Below are 15,443 nucleotides of genomic sequence, written 5' to 3'. Positions count from 1 at the left end.
TTCATTTCATTTTGCGCAGCAGGTAAAGAAGATAAGGGGTTCCGATCAATGCCACGACCAAGCCGCTCGGAATGTCTTTCGGCGCAATCAGGATGCGTCCGACAAAGTCAGCCGTCACCAGCAGCAGACCACCAAGCAAGCCCGAAGCAAGCATCAGCGGCAAATGCCTGAAACCAACCAGGCGTCGGGCAATATGCGGAGCCACCAGCCCTACAAAGCCGATGGTGCCGACAATCGATACAGCAACCGTTGAAATGGCGACCCCGATAATCAGTGCCCACACGCGTGTAGACCGGATGTTTAGTCCCAGGCCAGCTGCAACATCATCACCAAAAGTCAGTGTATCCAGACTGCGCGTCAGATAAATGGCCGGCCATACGAAAATGGCCAACAAAATCAACGCGAATTGGACATCTTCCCACCCCTTGCCGTACGTACTTCCTGACAGCCATACCAATGCACTGGCCACTGCCAATTTCGCTTTGACAATAAAGACTTGTGTCGCTGCCGAGCCGAAAGCGGAAATGGCGATGCCCATCAAGGCAACCAGCATTGGCTGGAAATTATTCTTCCAGGCTGTTACAAGAATGATGCCAAGCGCCAGTGCCGCTCCGACAGTTGCACCAAGTGGCATGAATTCAGGCGGAATGGCTGGAAAAATGACCAATAGCAGCATCGCTCCGGCCCCTGCCATGGACGTAACCCCGAGCACACTGGCATCAGCCAATGGATTTCGCAGCACGCCTTGCAGTATGACGCCAGTGATTGCCAGCATCACTCCTACAATGAAGGAAGTCAAAACACGCGGCACCCGGAAATTCCAGACAACCGGCTCCATCCAGGCGAATGTCCAGGCAGAACCGTTAAAGCTTAATGCCAGCACCGTAATCCCTAAAATAATTACTACCAAAATCGGTACAATGAACTTCAAGCGGATTGGCTTCGTGGTGCCGCCCATTTGCCGCTCTCCGTGCTTCATCGATTTGGCCGTGCGCCATGCCAAATACAAAAGCCAAGGGCCACCGACCAATGCAGTCATCGCCCCTACCGGCACTTCCTGGCCAGGCTGGATCAACCTTCCCAACACGTCAGCACCGATTAAAAAGACACTGCCCCAAATAAAGGAATGGATGAAGATCTGGAGATGCCCGCGTATGCCCATCATCCGGACAATGTGAGGCGCCATCAGGCCGATAAAACCAATCGGCCCCACTACACTGACTGTCGCAGCCGCCAATACGATGGCGACGCCCCATGAGACAAGTTTCACCAACCGGACATTTTGCCCAAGGGAAGACGCAATGTCTTCTCCCAGCGATAAAATATCCATTGGTTTAGCCAACAACAACGCACCAATAAACATCAGCAGAATCACTGGTGCCGCAAATTTGACGCCTTCCCAATTCAATTGGACCAAGGTTCCTGAACCCCATAAGAACAAGCCATTAGTTTGATTTTCAAATAATAATTGAAGCGCTCCTGTAATCGAAGCAAAAAGCAGCGAGATGATCATCCCGGTCAACGCCACACGCACCGGTTCCATTTGTTTGCCGGCAAGTCCGACAACCATTAAAGAAGAGAGTACCGCCCCTAATAGAGCCGTGATGAACGGAAATCCACCGACCAAACCCGGAAAAAAAATGGTGGAAATAACAACAAAGAAAAATGCTCCGGCATTGATGCCCAATGTCCCCGGAGACGCCAATGGATTGTTCGTCAAGGTTTGAAGAACCGCTCCTGACACAGCTAAAGCTCCACCGGCAAGCAAGCCGATGACAAGGCGCGGAAGCCGGAACGAGACCACAATGTCCTGAATTCTTCCCTCTGTCCACACGCCTGTCAGCAATTCCTTAACGGTGTAATCAGCCTGTCCTTGTGTCAAATGGATAATAGACAGCGCAATAAGCAGGAAAAAGCCCGCTGTCAGAGAGACAGTGGACTTGTTCATTAATCTTCGGAGCATTAGTCAGTCACCAACACATCAGTGATTTGGTTCATCAATGTTTCAGCAGACAACGGTCCTCCATAAAGCCACGTATCCGCGCCTAAATCATACGTACGGCCTTCTTTGACAAAGGCAAGATTTTCCCAGACCGGGTTTCCTTTAAGCTGGTTTTCATAAATATTGTCTGTGTCAGGAACTGTATAGAGGTAGTTGGCATCTTCGTATTTCACCAATCCTTCTACATTGAATGTGCTGGAACCAAAGACTTCAAATTGATCCGGCTGATGGACATTATTCAGACCGATACGCTCTAAAATGATGGAAGCCATTGAGTTAGGCGTAAAGACACGAATTTCAGGAGCCTGTGCTCCGCTGTAGGCAAGCGTTAAAATAACATCTTTTGTTTTTAAGTTCGCCGCTTCAATTTCAGCAGCCTTTTCTTCATATTGCGCTTCCAGGTCAGTCAAGACCTGTTCGCCCTCGGCTGTCTTTCCTACCGCTTTAGCGATTTCAAGGAAAGTCGTTTCCATTTCCTGATACAGATCGATGCTTTCATCTTCAGGATAAGGATTGAAAATGACAGTTGGAGCAATCGTCTCCAATTGTTCGATCATTGCATCGTGGCGGAAGCTTACACCAATTATCAAGTCCGGTTCCAATGCAGCGATGGCTTCCAGATTCGGTTCCTGCCGCCCACCGACATCGACAACGGTTTCATCCAATTGCGGTTCGATGTTTACGTAATCCCCGTATTCCGCAATATCGGCCATTCCCGCCGGCTGGACACCGACTGCCAATAAATCTTCCGCATACGTCCATTCAAGAACAACCACTTTTTTAGCTGGCGCATCCAACGTCACTTCACCGTTGGTTCCTTGAATCGTCACTGGCTCCGCTTCTTTCGATGGCGTTGCTGTTTCTTCTTCAGTTGATGAACAAGCTGCTAATATAAGTATAAGAAATGCTGCTATGACCAGTAATAATCGCTGTTTCATTTTGTAATCCCCCAAGCGTTTTGATAACGATTCTCAATACGTCTTTATTCTAGGTCTATCTGTCACATTTGTAAAGTGTTTTCTAGCAAACGTAGTGAAAATTGTTCTCATTTGATAAGAATTTATGCTATAGTAACGGTAACGAAAATCCTATCAATGAGATTACAGCACTAGATATGGAGGAATTCTGCAATGACAACAGCGGTCAAAACCAACGATTTATCAATTGGCTATACCGATAATCTGCTTTTTGAAAATTTGAATTTATCGATTCCGCGCGGCGAGATTTCGGTATTTGTCGGCAGCAACGGCTGCGGCAAGTCAACGCTTCTTCGCTCGATTGCGCGTTTACTTAAACCTCAAGAAGGTTCTATATTATTGGAAGGCAAAGAAGTGCACAACATGTCTTCACGAGAAGTTGCGAAGAAGATGGGCATCCTTCCCCAATCACCGGTTTCACCGGAAGGTCTGACAGTACATGATTTGGTCAAACAAGGCCGTTATCCACATCAGTCGTGGCTAAAACGCTGGACTGAAGAAGATACGGAAAAAGTTGAAGCCGCTATGAAAGCGACTCGCGTCGATGAATTCCGCGACAAGCCAGTTGATGAATTGTCGGGTGGCCAGCGCCAGCGTGCTTGGATCGCGATGACGCTTGCACAGGACACAGAGATTATTCTATTGGACGAGCCGACTACTTATCTGGACATGACACATCAAATTGAAATTCTGGATTTGCTGTTCGAGCTCAATGAAACGCAGGGACGCACCATTATTATGGTTCTTCATGACTTGAACCTGGCTTCCCGTTATGCACATAATATTATCGCCATTAAAGACGGTGAAGTGTTCGGGCAGGGCACACCAGAAAACGTCATCAATTGTGACTTGGTGCGTTCGGTCTTCGGAATGGAATGCCAAGTATCCAAAGATCCATTATTCGGCACTCCCCACTGTGTTCCGTTCGGCAGAGGACGCTGCATCGTTCCTGAAATCCGGCAAGCATTGAGCAGTGCCCAATAATGGAGAAACTCGATCTTTTTCAAGTTCATCTCCGACCGAATGCTACTGGATTTATGAATTTATCTGAAGGTATGGAAAATCGTTCTCTTGAACTGATCGCAAAAGTTCGCCAAGAATCCGGAGCACCCACTGAAGCCGTAGCAACGTCTGTCTTCATGCGGCGCTTCGGTTTTTTCATGTCCGCTCAGCTCTATTTATTGGCACATCAGCAAGTATGGGCAGGCCCGCTCGATGAAATCCATTTGACTGACGCCGAATATGGCATTGCTTTCGAACTGGATGGGAAGTGGATGAGGCCACGCCAGGAAGGCGACCTCGAAATGGTGTTAAAGGAATATGGATGGCCAGTTGTAGAGCAGTTCCGAAAAATCGGACCTGTTTCTAAACTGATTTTGTGGGAGAACATCTGGGGATATGTTATCTGGATGTATGGCATGGAAGATTCAGCACAGGCACAACAAGATCTCCAGGATTTATTGACGGATTCATTTTGGCAGCCCGAAATGCGCAAATCGCATTTCAAGCAGTTTTTGGACGGACACAGTCTGGAACAGTCACAAGCCGAGTACAAACGCGTCACATGCTGCCTCTACAAAGAGTTGCCCGAAACAGACAAATGCCCTTATTGCCCTTTACGAAAATAAACGCCCCGCTGTTGAGCAGGGCGTTTTCCTTTTGTATCTTTCACGTCCTTATTTCAGAAACTCCAGCCGATTGCCGAATGGATCGAAAATAAAAAAACGTTCGACTCCGGAAATGCTGTCGTCTTCCTTCACTTCAACATCGTTGGCTGTCAAATAATCTTTCAGTTCAACGTAGCCCCTTACACGGAATGCAGGATGTGCTTTTTTTGCTGGCGCAAAAGGTTCTTCAACCCCCACATGCAATTGCTGCTCGCCGAACTGGAACCATACTCCGCCTCTTCCTTTAAGAGGCTCCGGTTTTTCAATTTCCAGCATGCCCAGAATGCCAGCGTAGAATTCTCTGGCGGCCGCTTCTTCGCCTGCAGGCGCCGCGACTTGTACGTGATCGATTCGTAAAATAGAAAATCCCATCTTATCACTCCCTCTCCACAAGTTTAGCTAATTTAATTTAAAAAGAATATGCAATTGTTTTTAAGATTTGCCATAAGATAATCCTATCACTTTGCAAACGATCTCATTTTGCCGTAGCATGAAAAATAAAGAGGTGATTCAGATGACACTTCCCCAACAAGCCCGCTATGCATTGAGCAACCAATCAGTAGCAGTGGACCGCCCCCTGCAACAACCGCTCAGCCAAGACATCCCGGCTATGATCGAAGAATTGAAAACTTGGTGCGGAACCGATAATGCCGGAGTAGCAGTATCTTTTTTCTTTCGCCAGTATTCCTTGTTTGTCACTGCCCAATTCGGGCTGATTCATCAGTATGGCGGTTATTTTTCGGTTCCTTGGCGCGAACTGCAATTTGATCGTGTCCATAACTACGGTTTGCCGCTTCTGCAGACACATGTACAATCATCAGATTTCCAAATGATTGCACCACATGAAAGACATCAAGCATTTCACGAAATTCTCTACCGGCAAGTCGATGAGTTGCTGAATGAATTCAAGACATACATAAAAATATCCCCCATCACTTGCTGGGAGAATGTGCTGGGCTCAGTTCTATGGTTTTACGCCGGAATGGAGTCCCGGGATCCACGAAAAGCTGCCGAAGATATGGATTGGCTATTGGATTCCGCAAATTGGAAACCCGTCAAAACTTCTTATATGGCCAAGCTCCTTGGTGATAAATCGTTGCAGCAAGCCGTTTCCAAGCCCCTTCGCAAAACGTGCTGCTTATATAAAGAATTGCCGTCTTTTGATACCTGTACATTTTGTCCAAAACCTAATTAAAACACCTCAGCAAAATGCTGAGGTGTTTTAATTAGACTTCAAATACTTCATGAAGGATTTTACCGGGGTCGTTGTTGATCAAATTTTTATATACGCAGCTGGTCGGTTTCTTTTGCAGCGCTTTTGAAAATGATTTGGCATGTTCTGCTTCCCCAACCACATGGATTTCTTCCCATTTGCGTTCTTTCTTCAATTTCTCGATTTTGCTGCCCATGTCTTTGTAAAAACGTTCGAGATTCTCTTTTAAGCGATGGTCCAACTCATCAACTGGGCTTCCGCCGCCGCTGCCGCCAATAACCGGACTGTTGCCGCCAGCTGCACCACCGCCAGTCGAACCAGCTCCTGATCTTCCCTGGATACGGCCGGAACTGCGTACGCCTTTCTGTTCTGTCCATACTTCTAGTCCAGCATCAAACTCATAGAAGAATTCTTCGTTGATGATCCCCATTGAAGTATCAATTACACGGATTCCCTTAAAGCTGGGCAAAATGATGCCCGCGTAAGGATAAGCTTTATACATATATCGAAGCTCTTCTAAAACTGGCTTAGTTTCCCAATGAAAACTTGTTTTAACTGGAACTTGCACATAGTGCACGGACCAGAGATCATTATGCGGTGATGCAAAAATAACGACACCCTTTTGGAGGTCGTTTTGGTTGTCCAAAATTTCCTTCTCCACTTTTTTTCTTAAGGTTTTATAAGCCTGCATTTCTTTTTCATCATTGGATGCTTTTAAATATTCGTCTAATCGTTTTAATCCATTTTTCAGATGGATTTTCCAAGCCCCGTTTTGGGCATTCAAATCAGCTGGATTGGTATTCAGATAAACACTTAACACGCAACGGTCTGGACATTCAAAACTTTTCAATTCCTGGATTTCGTCGTATAAAGTCATTCATTCATCATCCTCCTTGTATTCCATCCTTGTTACTTGATTACCCTGAAGAACTTTATTTAAACGAATCTTCTGAATGATTATCAGAACAACGTTTAAAATCTTCGAGCAGTGGTAAATAGAAAGTACGACAAAAAACTATAAGGGAGTGTGTAATAGAATGGAAAACATCAACAAACAAGTTGAAGACAAATTAAAGAACACAGATGACAAGAAAAAAGAGCAGATCTTAGCTGACTTCTCCGTATTCATCAATTACTTGGGCGATAAGGTGGAAATCGGTGAGAAGATGGGCTTGAGTGAAGAACGCATCGCCCAGTTGGCCGAGAAAGTAGCTGGATATTTAGCTAAAAAAGAAGATCCGAAAAACAGTGAAGAATATTTATTGCAGCGCTTATGGCAGGTTGGCGATAAAGAACAGCAGCATATGCTCGCACACATGCTTGTGAAATTGGCGAAAGAGCAAAACTAAATCATAAAAAGGCCTTCCTCAATGGGAAGGCCTTTTTTCATAGAGTTTGAACATCAACAAGTAAACAAAACCGCTGGCAAGCGCAAGCAAGCCCAGCACACCAAACGTCCATGCAAAACCGAACCAGGCCGTCATCGGAATTGATAAAGGTGCAATCATCCGGCCAATTGTATACCGCAGACTCGCCGCTGCGAAATATTGGCCGCGCATGTCCTCTGGCGCCAATTTGGAAATGAAGTTCTGTTGCAGCCCGACCACCATCAATTCTGCAAAAGTAAAGACAGCCATCGCAACCACGAACATCCAGAACCAAGAAGTTAACGGGAACAGCCACATTGCCAATCCGTAGAAAGCAGCCGAAGTGAAGAACACCCATTTCTCAGGGAACTTGGTCATCCACCGGGTGATAATCACCGTCAACAACGCCACAAACAATCCATTTTCAGCTAATAAAATACCAAAGGAAGTTTCTCCTGTGACGGACCACTCACGCCCAAAAAGTGAGGCAACCGTCTGGCTGTCGATCGTTTCTTTCAAGTAGACCGGAATCAGCAAGTCCAATTGCATAAAGGTCTGGGCTCCTAAAACTCCTGCGATGATGAACAATAAAAACAACCGGTCTTTAAAGATCAGTCCATACTCTTTAAATTGTTTCGAAATTGCTCCGACCCACCCTGTTGCCGTTTGGGATTGCCATTTGTCCACCATTGCCTGCGACAAGGTTTCTTTTGTCAATAACCTCAGCACTAGGCCCAACATCATCGAAATGGCTGTAACGGCCAACAACAATTCAAAACGGTAAGAAAAGAACAGCACGGCGCCGAAAAGCGGACCTACTACAACCGCAATATTCAAGGTTGTATAGAAAATGGCAAAAACATCACTGCGGTATTTTTCCGGTACAACATCCGCAATCATGGCTTGGCTAGCCGGCCAATAAAGAGATCCGCACATTCCAGCAAGCGTAAATGCCACAAATCCGAGTTCTGGAGATTGCAGCCAAGGTGAATTGGCAAATGCGAAAATCAGAAACGACAATCCTTGAGCGACGGAAGCCACCACCAGCATACGCCGGCGTCCAAAGCGATCCGCGCAATAGCCGCCCACCAGGTTTGCCGCCACAGAAAACACTTGAGAAATCACCAGCAGCAAACCCGCTGTCCCTTTGCCGAACTCTTCCGCAAAATATATCGCTAAAAACGGGAATACCATCCAATAACTTGTATTCATGAAAAATTCGCCTACAAGGCGAACTTTTAAACTTCGATCCCAATCCTTCAATCTCATTCCCGTTTCCCCACGTTCGTCTTTATGTCACCACTGTTTTGACAGAGGTGCTGTTACATCAGCTCCAATAATCGGTAGCTCAAGCAAATATCGATCATCAAGTCTTTTCGCTCTTTGGCGAATTGAATGGAGATCCGTTCTTTGTCGCGCTCAATAATTTTTCCCGCACCGAAAACACGATGCCGGACTTGGACTCCTTCACGCAAGTCATCTTCTGAATCGATGGCATTCGGATTATCCGGTACTTTTACTTTAATCGGTGTTTTGACAGCTGTGCGCTGTGGGCTCACTTGCCGTTTTTCAGGGATGATCAAGTTACGCACTTCCCCCACAAACCGAGATTCGCTGTCGTAGCTGATCAGTTCCAAATGATTTTTAGCCCTCGTCATTCCCACGTAAAACAGACGGCGCGCTTCTTCCAACGTATCAGGTGTTTCCGCATCTTCTTCTGCCGGAATGACGCCTTCCACTAAATCAATCATGTATACCCGTTCAAACTCCAAACCTTTAGAGCTATGGAAAGTCGACAAGGTCAGCATATCGTCGGTTTTTTCAACCTTAGCCTGCTGCGTCACCTGCTCCAATTGTTTCAAACGTTTCGCAAAAGCTGTCATGGATTCAAGCGGTTCTGCAATTTGTTCCAATGTCGTTAAAATCTGTGCCAAGTATGTCATTTTCATACCGAATTTTTCGGCTCGGCTTGCCAGCATCTGGTCATAGCCCATTTCGCTTCGAATCGTTCGGATAACTTTCAATGGCTTCATGCCATTCAGCGCAGCGAACCATTTTTTCTGCTCAGCCAAAATGCGTAACTGGTAATCTTTCAAAGTGATGGTCAAATTGATTTCATCAAAAGCATTCTTGCCTGTCGGTTTCATGCGGCTAAGCATCTTCAGCTGGCTGCCTGACCAGTAGGCATTGGTTTTCGAAGCGACTTTAGAATAGATGTCAATGCGTTCGGGCTTTAAGCTGAAGCGCATAAAATTCAGCATGTCTTCCACAATCCAATGAGAGAAAAAGCGGTTATCGGCATCTTTCATGTAAAAAGGGATACCTAAGCGTTCAAGCTCGCTCATCAGCAGCGTAGAAGATGAGTTGTTGCGGTAAAGAATGGCTACATCTCCGTAATCACTTAATTCCTTGAGCTCTTTCATCAGGTATTTGAACTGGGCCTCTTCAGAACTCAACCGCTTTAACACAATGGGATCGCCTTCGGGTTGCTTAGTGAACATATTTTTGTCATGGCGTTTTGTATTGGTTTTGATAAATTGGTTGGCGGTGTGGACAATGTTCTGGGAAGACCGGTAATTGCGTTCCATTTTCATAATATAAGCATCGGGATAAACTGTTCGGAACTTCAACAGATATGTCGGTTCGGCAGCTCTCCATGTATAAATGGACTGGTCATCATCGGCGACGACACAAAGGTTTTTATGGCGGGCCACCAGTTTTTCCACGATGGCATGCTGAATTAACGAAGTATCTTGGCTTTCATCCGTCATGACGTAATCCCAGCGATTCTGGTATTTTGCCAATAAGGTTTTATCCTTATCAAGTGCCTCAAAAGCCAGCGATAACATATCGTCAAAATCAACTAACCTTACGTCATAGTTTTCTTTAAAGGCTTCGTATGTTTTTAGAATTTCGATGGCTCCTGGAAAAGGTTCCTTCAGTTTGGTCCACTGTTTTCTGGGAAGCATTTTGTTTTTGACAAAACTGATAAAGGAAATCAATTCCTCCAATTGATCATCAGTGATCGGCTCGTCATTTTCAGTTTGGTACATTTCACGAAGCAACTTTTTCTTATGAAGGCCATTCGTTTCACTGCCTTCTATCATGACGTACCGTGACCCTGAAAAATAATCACGGGTAATCTGAAACGCTAAGCTATGGATCGTCGAAAAATCAATCGGCTGCAAAGTAGGGAAAAACCGTTTATACCGCTCGAGCATGTCATTTGCTGAGGCTTTACTGAAAGTAATGGCTTTGATCCGGTGCGGCGATACCCGTTTTTCTTCGATGAGGTAACCGATACGCATAATCATTGTCGTTGTCTTGCCAGATCCCGGGCAAGCGAGCAATAGCAACGGCCCTTCTGTTCGCTCTACCGCTTTTCGTTGTATCTTATTTAATTGGACTCCAAGTTCCTGTTTTTTGCGTTCAAAGAATTGGCTCATTGTAAGAGACTCCTTCATTTTTCAATACCCTTATATTAACACAAAAACGGACCCCAATTAACGGGTCCGTTTCTCTTCAAGCAGATGAAATACAATGTTTTTTTAGTTTTAATGCCCGGCAAAACTGGACAGGCACTTCCGCTTTTCTTCATTGTCCAGACTCCGGCAGCCAGTCCCTCGAGTCGCTTCAGCCTTTCCAGCAATGGCACAGAACGCCATTACCGGCAAGGCTTCCAGCGCTTGTCGGGACTACACGGCTGCCTGCGCTTTTCTATATTGTCCAGACTCCAGTGCCTAGCTCTTTGGGTCATAAGTCAACCCAGCTATGTGGCAAAGAACGCCACTTCGCTGGTCTGCCTTATGCCCGGCAGAGCTGGACAGGCACTTCCGCTTTTCTATTAAATAAAGTTCTTTTCGTCTGGTTTGCTGATTGGATCTGCGTTTCGTTTGTCTTTTCTGAATGCCGGGTCTTCGTAATGGCGGTCATCCAGTTCAACAGCCTTTTCTTCCCGTTCTTCTTCTATGACACGGGGTCCTTCTGATTCGAGCTTGTCTTCTTGAATTGCGGTTTTCTCATTTTCCGGCAGTTCAAACGCATCCTGTGCATCTGTATCGACGAAGAGCAGTAATTTGCCATTCTGCACGTCGCGGTAATAATGTTCGGATTCACTTTCATCAATGCCCATATCTGAAAATGCTTGATGGACTTTTTGATCACCAGTTAAGAATGTGGCAAATCGGTCTGCCCATCCACCTTCAGAGGCGTGGGCCTCTACATCTGACTTTCCTCTGACCAGCGACAATTGATTGTCGGATTTAGCCATAATATACATATCTTTTTCCAGATAACCGTCTTTTTTCAGTTCCTCGATTTTCTGGAGAACATTTTCTTCCGTATCATACGTTTCGATAATTCGATTTGGCATCATCATCGCTCCTTTAAGGGGTTACTGTATTTTACCCTCACTCAAGGAGTGCGAAACAATGCCTACTTTCCGGAAAGAATCTCACAAACCCGTCCGACTTGTCCGTCTTCCAGACGCACTTTGATGCCATGCGGATGAGTTGCCGAGTTGGTCAATAAATCTTTGACCACACCACGTGTTTTTTTACCAGAACGCTGATCCTGCTTTAAAATCACATTCACTTCAATCCCTGGTTTTACATCACTTCTTTTTTTACCGTCCATATCTATCCCTCCTTGCTTTCTTCTATCATACGCTATTCCTAACAGCTGAACAAAATTCTTCAAATCAAAACCAATAATGGCCATCAATCTTTTGCTCTGCCGTCACCCGCTCTTTGCGCCCTCAAACTTCCAAAAATCCATAATAAAAAGGCGGGGAATATCCCCCGCCTTCAAGCATTCCAACGATTATAAACGATCGCGGTCTGTACGGTCTGTACGGTTTTTGCGCGTTAACTCATCATCCGTCAAATTGGTATCTTCATCGATATCCGCTTCTTCACGGCGTACAGTTTCATTGACAGTTTCCGTGTCCTGGACTTTGCGCTTGCCTACGACAATCTCTTCAGCAACTACGTCTTTTTTCGTTACTTCGACGCGTTCTTCTGTTACTGGAATGTGGATGTTTTCGCCTTCTTGATAAGCGTCTCCAGTTAAACCGGAATCTTTATCAAACGAATTTCCTGTCGTTTCTTCATTTACAGGCCGGCGTTCTACATAGACTTCTTCGCGTTCTACAGGCACTTCGATTGTTTGATTTTCTTCAACAACGTGTTTGCCGACATTTACTTCACCGGTTTGTACACGCTCTTTGTCAACATTCAAACGCTCTTCATGCAAGCGAAGTTTCTCTTCTTCCGTGCCTGTGCGGTTAAGGTCTGTATCTGTACGGTTCAAATCACGATTTGTGTCATCAAATCGGTCTGTGCGGTTGACGTCGTCCACCGTACGATCTGATCCTAATCCGAAGCCTGTGCCTGAATCTCTTCCGACACCTGCAGTTTCTGAGGTGCCACTGCTGAATTTATCGTCTTTTTTATTGTAGTAAACACCATTTTCTTCATTTGTGTCGACTGTTAAGCCGTCTCTTCCTACTGCCTCATCGTCTTTATGAGTTCTGGCTGATCCTAATCCAGAAGCTCCGGCAGCTCCAGCTGCGCCCATTGTGCCAGCTGCACCGCTTGTAGACGTATTGTCGTATGGTGCTTTACCTTCATAGTTCGCGCCGTATTCACGGTCTACAAATAATAAGATTTTGCCGTTCTGTACTTCTTTGTAATAACGGTCAGCTTCTGCTTCATCTACACCCATTCCTGAGAATGCCTGGCGTGTAGGTTCATCACCTGACAAGAAGCCCATGAACTTATCCATCCAGTTTCCTTCAGATGATTTGTAATCTACATCTGTGCGTCCCCGGACCATTGAAATTTGATCTTTGTCCCGTGCCATTACGTACATATCTTCTTCGCGGGAACCTTGTGCTTTCAGTTCCTCGATTTTTCTTAATACTTCCGTTTCGCTGTCGAACGTTCCCATAAATTTATTGTTGGCCATTTTCTATTCCTCCAATTTTTTATGCGTATTTTGAAAATGCTTGCTTAGTTTAGAAAATACCCGACAGGACTTTTCTTAAACATGTTGATATTTAAGAATTTAATTTCCGTAAACTTTTTCTCTTAGTCGATTTGTCTGTTCCAGTGGCGATGGGCGGTAATCGCTTCAACGAAAGATGAAGCAAATTCGGATCCAGCAGTTGCTGCGACTACCCCCGGCTGGTTTTCGATATGTGCTGCTTCCAGCCATTGCTGGCCATCGTGTGTAGCACCAATCGGTTTGTAATGATCAAATGCTTCACCGATATAGCGTGCTGCTTCCTTGGCGAATTTTCTGCTGACATCCGGACCGCCTACTGCATAAATGGCATCATACAGCACCGGATCTGTGGTATTGAAAGTATGGTCGGCGGTGATTCCCTTGCCGCCCGTACCTTTCAGTTCGCCTTGCATTTCACTGACCACTTCGTACTGCACACCTTTCGCCTGCAGCTCTTTAAGGACATTCAACACTTCTTCTTCGTTAAAGCCATTATCAATCAGTACACCCACTTTACGAGTTGCCGGAGATTTTACTGTATTTTCCAGGCTAAGTGCCGGCGAGGCCTTTGTGACATTCGAACCTCCGCTTGCCGGAGGTGCAACTCCAATGTTTTTGGCCACTGCCTGTGCCATTTCCAAGTTGACGTTAGTGAACATCTCAACAGCACCTTCACGAATCCAAGATTCCTGGCATTTTCCAAGTTCAAAACTGAACGCCTCAATAATATGCTCTTTCTCTGGGGAAGTCATACTGTTCCAGAACATTGTGGCTTGAGAAAAATGATCGTTAAAACTTTCACTGCGCGCACGTACTTTGCGTCCATCCACTTTCTCCTGATAATGAGAATAGCCGCCTTCCGCTTCGCTTACTGGAGCAGGTGTACTGTTGGTGAATGAACTTTTTTGATAAGAAACCCGTCCCTTATTGATCGTTTGGCGTCCGACACCATCCCGTTGGTTATTATGGAAAGGGCAAACCGGCCGATTGATCGGAAGTTCATGGAAATTCGGACCGTTCAACCGAAGGAGTTGAGTGTCTGTATAGGAGAACAGACGTCCTTGAAGCAACGGATCGTTTGAAAAATCAATTCCCGGCACTACATGTCCAGGATGGAATGCCACTTGTTCAGTTTCCGCAAAGACATTATCCACATTGCGGTTCAGCGTCATTTTACCGATGATTTGGATTGGAATTTCTTCCTGCGGCCACAATTTCGTAGCATCCAGCAAATCAAAATCAAACTTGTATTCATCGTCCTCAGGTACAATCTGAACACCCAACTCCCATTCTGGGAAATCCCCTTGCTCAATGGAATCGTATAAGTCCCGGCGATTGAAATCCGGATCTTTTCCGGCGATTTTCTGTGCTTCGTCCCATACGAGCGAATGAGTGCCCAGTGTTGATTTCCAATTGAATTTGACAAAATGCGACTTGCCTTCTGCATTGACGAAACGGAAAGCATGTACACCAAAGCCGTCCATCATACGGAAACTGCGCGGAATCGCGCGATCAGACATCAGCCACATCATCATATGAGCCGTTTCCTGATTATTGATGACGAAATCCCATAAGGTATCATGTGCACTGGCTGCCTGCGGCATTTCGTTATGCGGCTCCGGTTTCACAGCGTGGACAAAGTCTGGAAACTTGATGGCATCCTGGATAAAGAACACCGGCATGTTATTGCCGACCAAATCATAATTTCCTTCTTCTGTGTAAAACTTCGTCGCAAACCCTCTTACGTCCCTGACGGTTTCTGCAGAGCCCTTTGACCCGGCAACAGTGGAAAACCGTACGAAAACAGGCGTTTTCTTGCCTTTTTCAGAAAGGAACTTGGCTTTCGTCAAATGCTCTAAGGAATCATATGCTTCAAAGACACCATGGGCTGCATAGCCTCTAGCATGAACTACGCGCTCAGGAATGCGTTCATGGTCAAAATGCGTCATTTTTTCCCGGAAATGGAAATCCTCCATCAAAGTGGGGCCCCGTTCTCCAGCCTTCAATGAAAACTCGTCTTCGGCCATTTTCAGCCCCTGATTGGTCGTCAGGCTTTTTCCGGAATCATCTGTCCGATATTGCTCCAATTGTTCATCTTTGCTGTTTTCATTCACTTCAGGACTTTTCGCCATTTTGCCACTCCTTTTGTTTTTATATTCTTTCTTTTACTACCCTGTCTTCTTTCGCAGCACACCTCAATTTAGATTTTCT

General features: G+C 45.7%; 14 protein-coding genes. 4 read left to right on the top strand and 10 right to left on the bottom strand.

Features of this window, described 5'->3' with window-relative positions; all coding sequences use genetic code 11:
* Position 1 precedes the first annotated feature (1 nt).
* Positions 2 to 1,963 (bottom strand): iron ABC transporter permease, encoded by a 1,962-nt coding sequence (locus QMA04_RS03235; protein ID WP_290183934.1) that lies wholly within the window; start codon positions 1,961 to 1,963, stop codon positions 2 to 4.
* A complete protein-coding gene (locus QMA04_RS03230; protein ID WP_191715040.1) occupies positions 1,963 to 2,940 on the bottom strand; it encodes an ABC transporter substrate-binding protein in 978 nt (325 codons plus the stop codon). The genes QMA04_RS03235 and QMA04_RS03230 overlap by 1 nt, the downstream gene beginning before the upstream one ends.
* Before the next feature lie 192 nt (positions 2,941 to 3,132).
* Between QMA04_RS03230 and QMA04_RS03225 the strand changes: the two genes are divergently transcribed.
* Positions 3,133 to 3,963 carry an ABC transporter ATP-binding protein gene (locus tag QMA04_RS03225; protein ID WP_191715039.1) on the top strand — a complete coding sequence of 277 codons (831 nt, stop codon included), beginning with the start codon at positions 3,133 to 3,135 and terminating at the stop codon, positions 3,961 to 3,963.
* Positions 3,963 to 4,607: a hypothetical protein gene (locus tag QMA04_RS03220; protein ID WP_203338961.1), complete on the top strand. Its 645-nt coding sequence runs from the start codon at positions 3,963 to 3,965 to the stop codon at positions 4,605 to 4,607. Before QMA04_RS03225 ends, QMA04_RS03220 begins: the two co-directional genes overlap by 1 nt.
* 48 nt (positions 4,608 to 4,655) lie before the next feature.
* Here QMA04_RS03220 and QMA04_RS03215 read toward each other — a convergent pair whose 3' ends face one another.
* Positions 4,656 to 5,018 carry a VOC family protein gene (locus tag QMA04_RS03215; protein ID WP_203338960.1) on the bottom strand — a complete coding sequence of 121 codons (363 nt, stop codon included), beginning with the start codon at positions 5,016 to 5,018 and terminating at the stop codon, positions 4,656 to 4,658.
* Between the two features lie 142 nt (positions 5,019 to 5,160).
* Here QMA04_RS03215 and QMA04_RS03210 point away from each other — a divergent pair, with 142 nt between their 5' ends.
* Positions 5,161 to 5,841, top strand: coding sequence for a (2Fe-2S)-binding protein (locus QMA04_RS03210; protein WP_191715036.1), 681 nt, complete (start codon positions 5,161 to 5,163; stop codon positions 5,839 to 5,841).
* 31 nt (positions 5,842 to 5,872) lie between these two features.
* Here the strand turns inward: QMA04_RS03210 and QMA04_RS03205 are convergent, their stop codons facing one another.
* Positions 5,873 to 6,736, bottom strand: coding sequence for a VLRF1 family aeRF1-type release factor (locus QMA04_RS03205; RefSeq protein ID WP_191715035.1), 864 nt, complete (start codon positions 6,734 to 6,736; stop codon positions 5,873 to 5,875).
* 160 nt (positions 6,737 to 6,896) lie between these two features.
* On the opposite strand from QMA04_RS03205, the gene QMA04_RS03200 reads away from it, so the two are divergent.
* Positions 6,897 to 7,208 carry a DUF3243 domain-containing protein gene (locus QMA04_RS03200; RefSeq protein WP_191715034.1) on the top strand — a complete coding sequence of 104 codons (312 nt, stop codon included), beginning with the start codon at positions 6,897 to 6,899 and terminating at the stop codon, positions 7,206 to 7,208.
* A gap of 18 nt (positions 7,209 to 7,226) precedes the next feature.
* Here QMA04_RS03200 and QMA04_RS03195 read toward each other — a convergent pair whose 3' ends face one another.
* From QMA04_RS03195 to QMA04_RS03170, 6 genes are all read right to left on the bottom strand, one after another.
* The gene (locus tag QMA04_RS03195) at positions 7,227 to 8,495 is read right to left on the bottom strand and encodes an MDR family MFS transporter (protein ID WP_290183933.1); all 1,269 of its coding nucleotides are present in this window, start codon (positions 8,493 to 8,495) and stop codon (positions 7,227 to 7,229) included.
* A gap of 53 nt (positions 8,496 to 8,548) precedes the next feature.
* The gene (locus tag QMA04_RS03190) at positions 8,549 to 10,672 is read right to left on the bottom strand and encodes an ATP-dependent helicase (protein ID WP_290183932.1); all 2,124 of its coding nucleotides are present in this window, start codon (positions 10,670 to 10,672) and stop codon (positions 8,549 to 8,551) included.
* 398 nt (positions 10,673 to 11,070) lie between these two features.
* Complete coding sequence (locus QMA04_RS03185) at positions 11,071 to 11,598, bottom strand: YflT domain-containing protein (protein WP_290183930.1); 528 nt, start codon at positions 11,596 to 11,598, stop codon at positions 11,071 to 11,073.
* 62 nt (positions 11,599 to 11,660) lie between these two features.
* Entirely contained in the window at positions 11,661 to 11,861 is a 201-nt protein-coding gene (locus QMA04_RS03180) for a YwbE family protein (protein ID WP_191715030.1), read from the bottom strand.
* A 186-nt stretch (positions 11,862 to 12,047) separates the two neighbouring features.
* Positions 12,048 to 13,193, bottom strand: coding sequence for a DUF2382 domain-containing protein (locus QMA04_RS03175; RefSeq protein ID WP_290183929.1), 1,146 nt, complete (start codon positions 13,191 to 13,193; stop codon positions 12,048 to 12,050).
* Between the two features lie 122 nt (positions 13,194 to 13,315).
* On the bottom strand, positions 13,316 to 15,364 hold the full coding sequence (locus QMA04_RS03170) for a catalase (RefSeq protein WP_290183928.1): 2,049 nt from the start codon (positions 15,362 to 15,364) through the stop codon (positions 13,316 to 13,318).
* Positions 15,365 to 15,443: the final 79 nt, after the last annotated feature.

Source organism: Planococcus sp. APC 3900, from assembly GCF_030407735.1.
GTDB lineage: Bacteria > Bacillota > Bacilli > Bacillales_A > Planococcaceae > Planococcus > Planococcus notacanthi.
The sequence above is the reverse complement of the archived record's forward strand: the minus strand, read 5'-3'. Positions and strand labels throughout refer to the sequence as shown.

Excerpts from the sequence above, each read along its gene's own strand:
- QMA04_RS03235 (WP_290183934.1), bottom strand. The coding sequence starts at position 1,963 with ATGCTCCGAAGATTAATGAACAAGTCCACTGTCTCTCTGACAGCGGGC.
- QMA04_RS03230 (WP_191715040.1), bottom strand. The coding sequence starts at position 2,940 with ATGAAACAGCGATTATTACTGGTCATAGCAGCATTTCTTATACTTATA.
- QMA04_RS03225 (WP_191715039.1), top strand. The coding sequence starts at position 3,133 with ATGACAACAGCGGTCAAAACCAACGATTTATCAATTGGCTATACCGAT.
- QMA04_RS03220 (WP_203338961.1), top strand. The coding sequence starts at position 3,963 with ATGGAGAAACTCGATCTTTTTCAAGTTCATCTCCGACCGAATGCTACT.
- QMA04_RS03215 (WP_203338960.1), bottom strand. The coding sequence starts at position 5,018 with ATGGGATTTTCTATTTTACGAATCGATCACGTACAAGTCGCGGCGCCT.
- QMA04_RS03210 (WP_191715036.1), top strand. The coding sequence starts at position 5,161 with ATGACACTTCCCCAACAAGCCCGCTATGCATTGAGCAACCAATCAGTA.
- QMA04_RS03205 (WP_191715035.1), bottom strand. The coding sequence starts at position 6,736 with ATGACTTTATACGACGAAATCCAGGAATTGAAAAGTTTTGAATGTCCA.
- QMA04_RS03200 (WP_191715034.1), top strand. The coding sequence starts at position 6,897 with ATGGAAAACATCAACAAACAAGTTGAAGACAAATTAAAGAACACAGAT.
- QMA04_RS03195 (WP_290183933.1), bottom strand. The coding sequence starts at position 8,495 with ATGAGATTGAAGGATTGGGATCGAAGTTTAAAAGTTCGCCTTGTAGGC.
- QMA04_RS03190 (WP_290183932.1), bottom strand. The coding sequence starts at position 10,672 with ATGAGCCAATTCTTTGAACGCAAAAAACAGGAACTTGGAGTCCAATTA.
- QMA04_RS03185 (WP_290183930.1), bottom strand. The coding sequence starts at position 11,598 with ATGCCAAATCGAATTATCGAAACGTATGATACGGAAGAAAATGTTCTC.
- QMA04_RS03180 (WP_191715030.1), bottom strand. The coding sequence starts at position 11,861 with ATGGACGGTAAAAAAAGAAGTGATGTAAAACCAGGGATTGAAGTGAAT.
- QMA04_RS03175 (WP_290183929.1), bottom strand. The coding sequence starts at position 13,193 with ATGGCCAACAATAAATTTATGGGAACGTTCGACAGCGAAACGGAAGTA.
- QMA04_RS03170 (WP_290183928.1), bottom strand. The coding sequence starts at position 15,364 with ATGGCGAAAAGTCCTGAAGTGAATGAAAACAGCAAAGATGAACAATTG.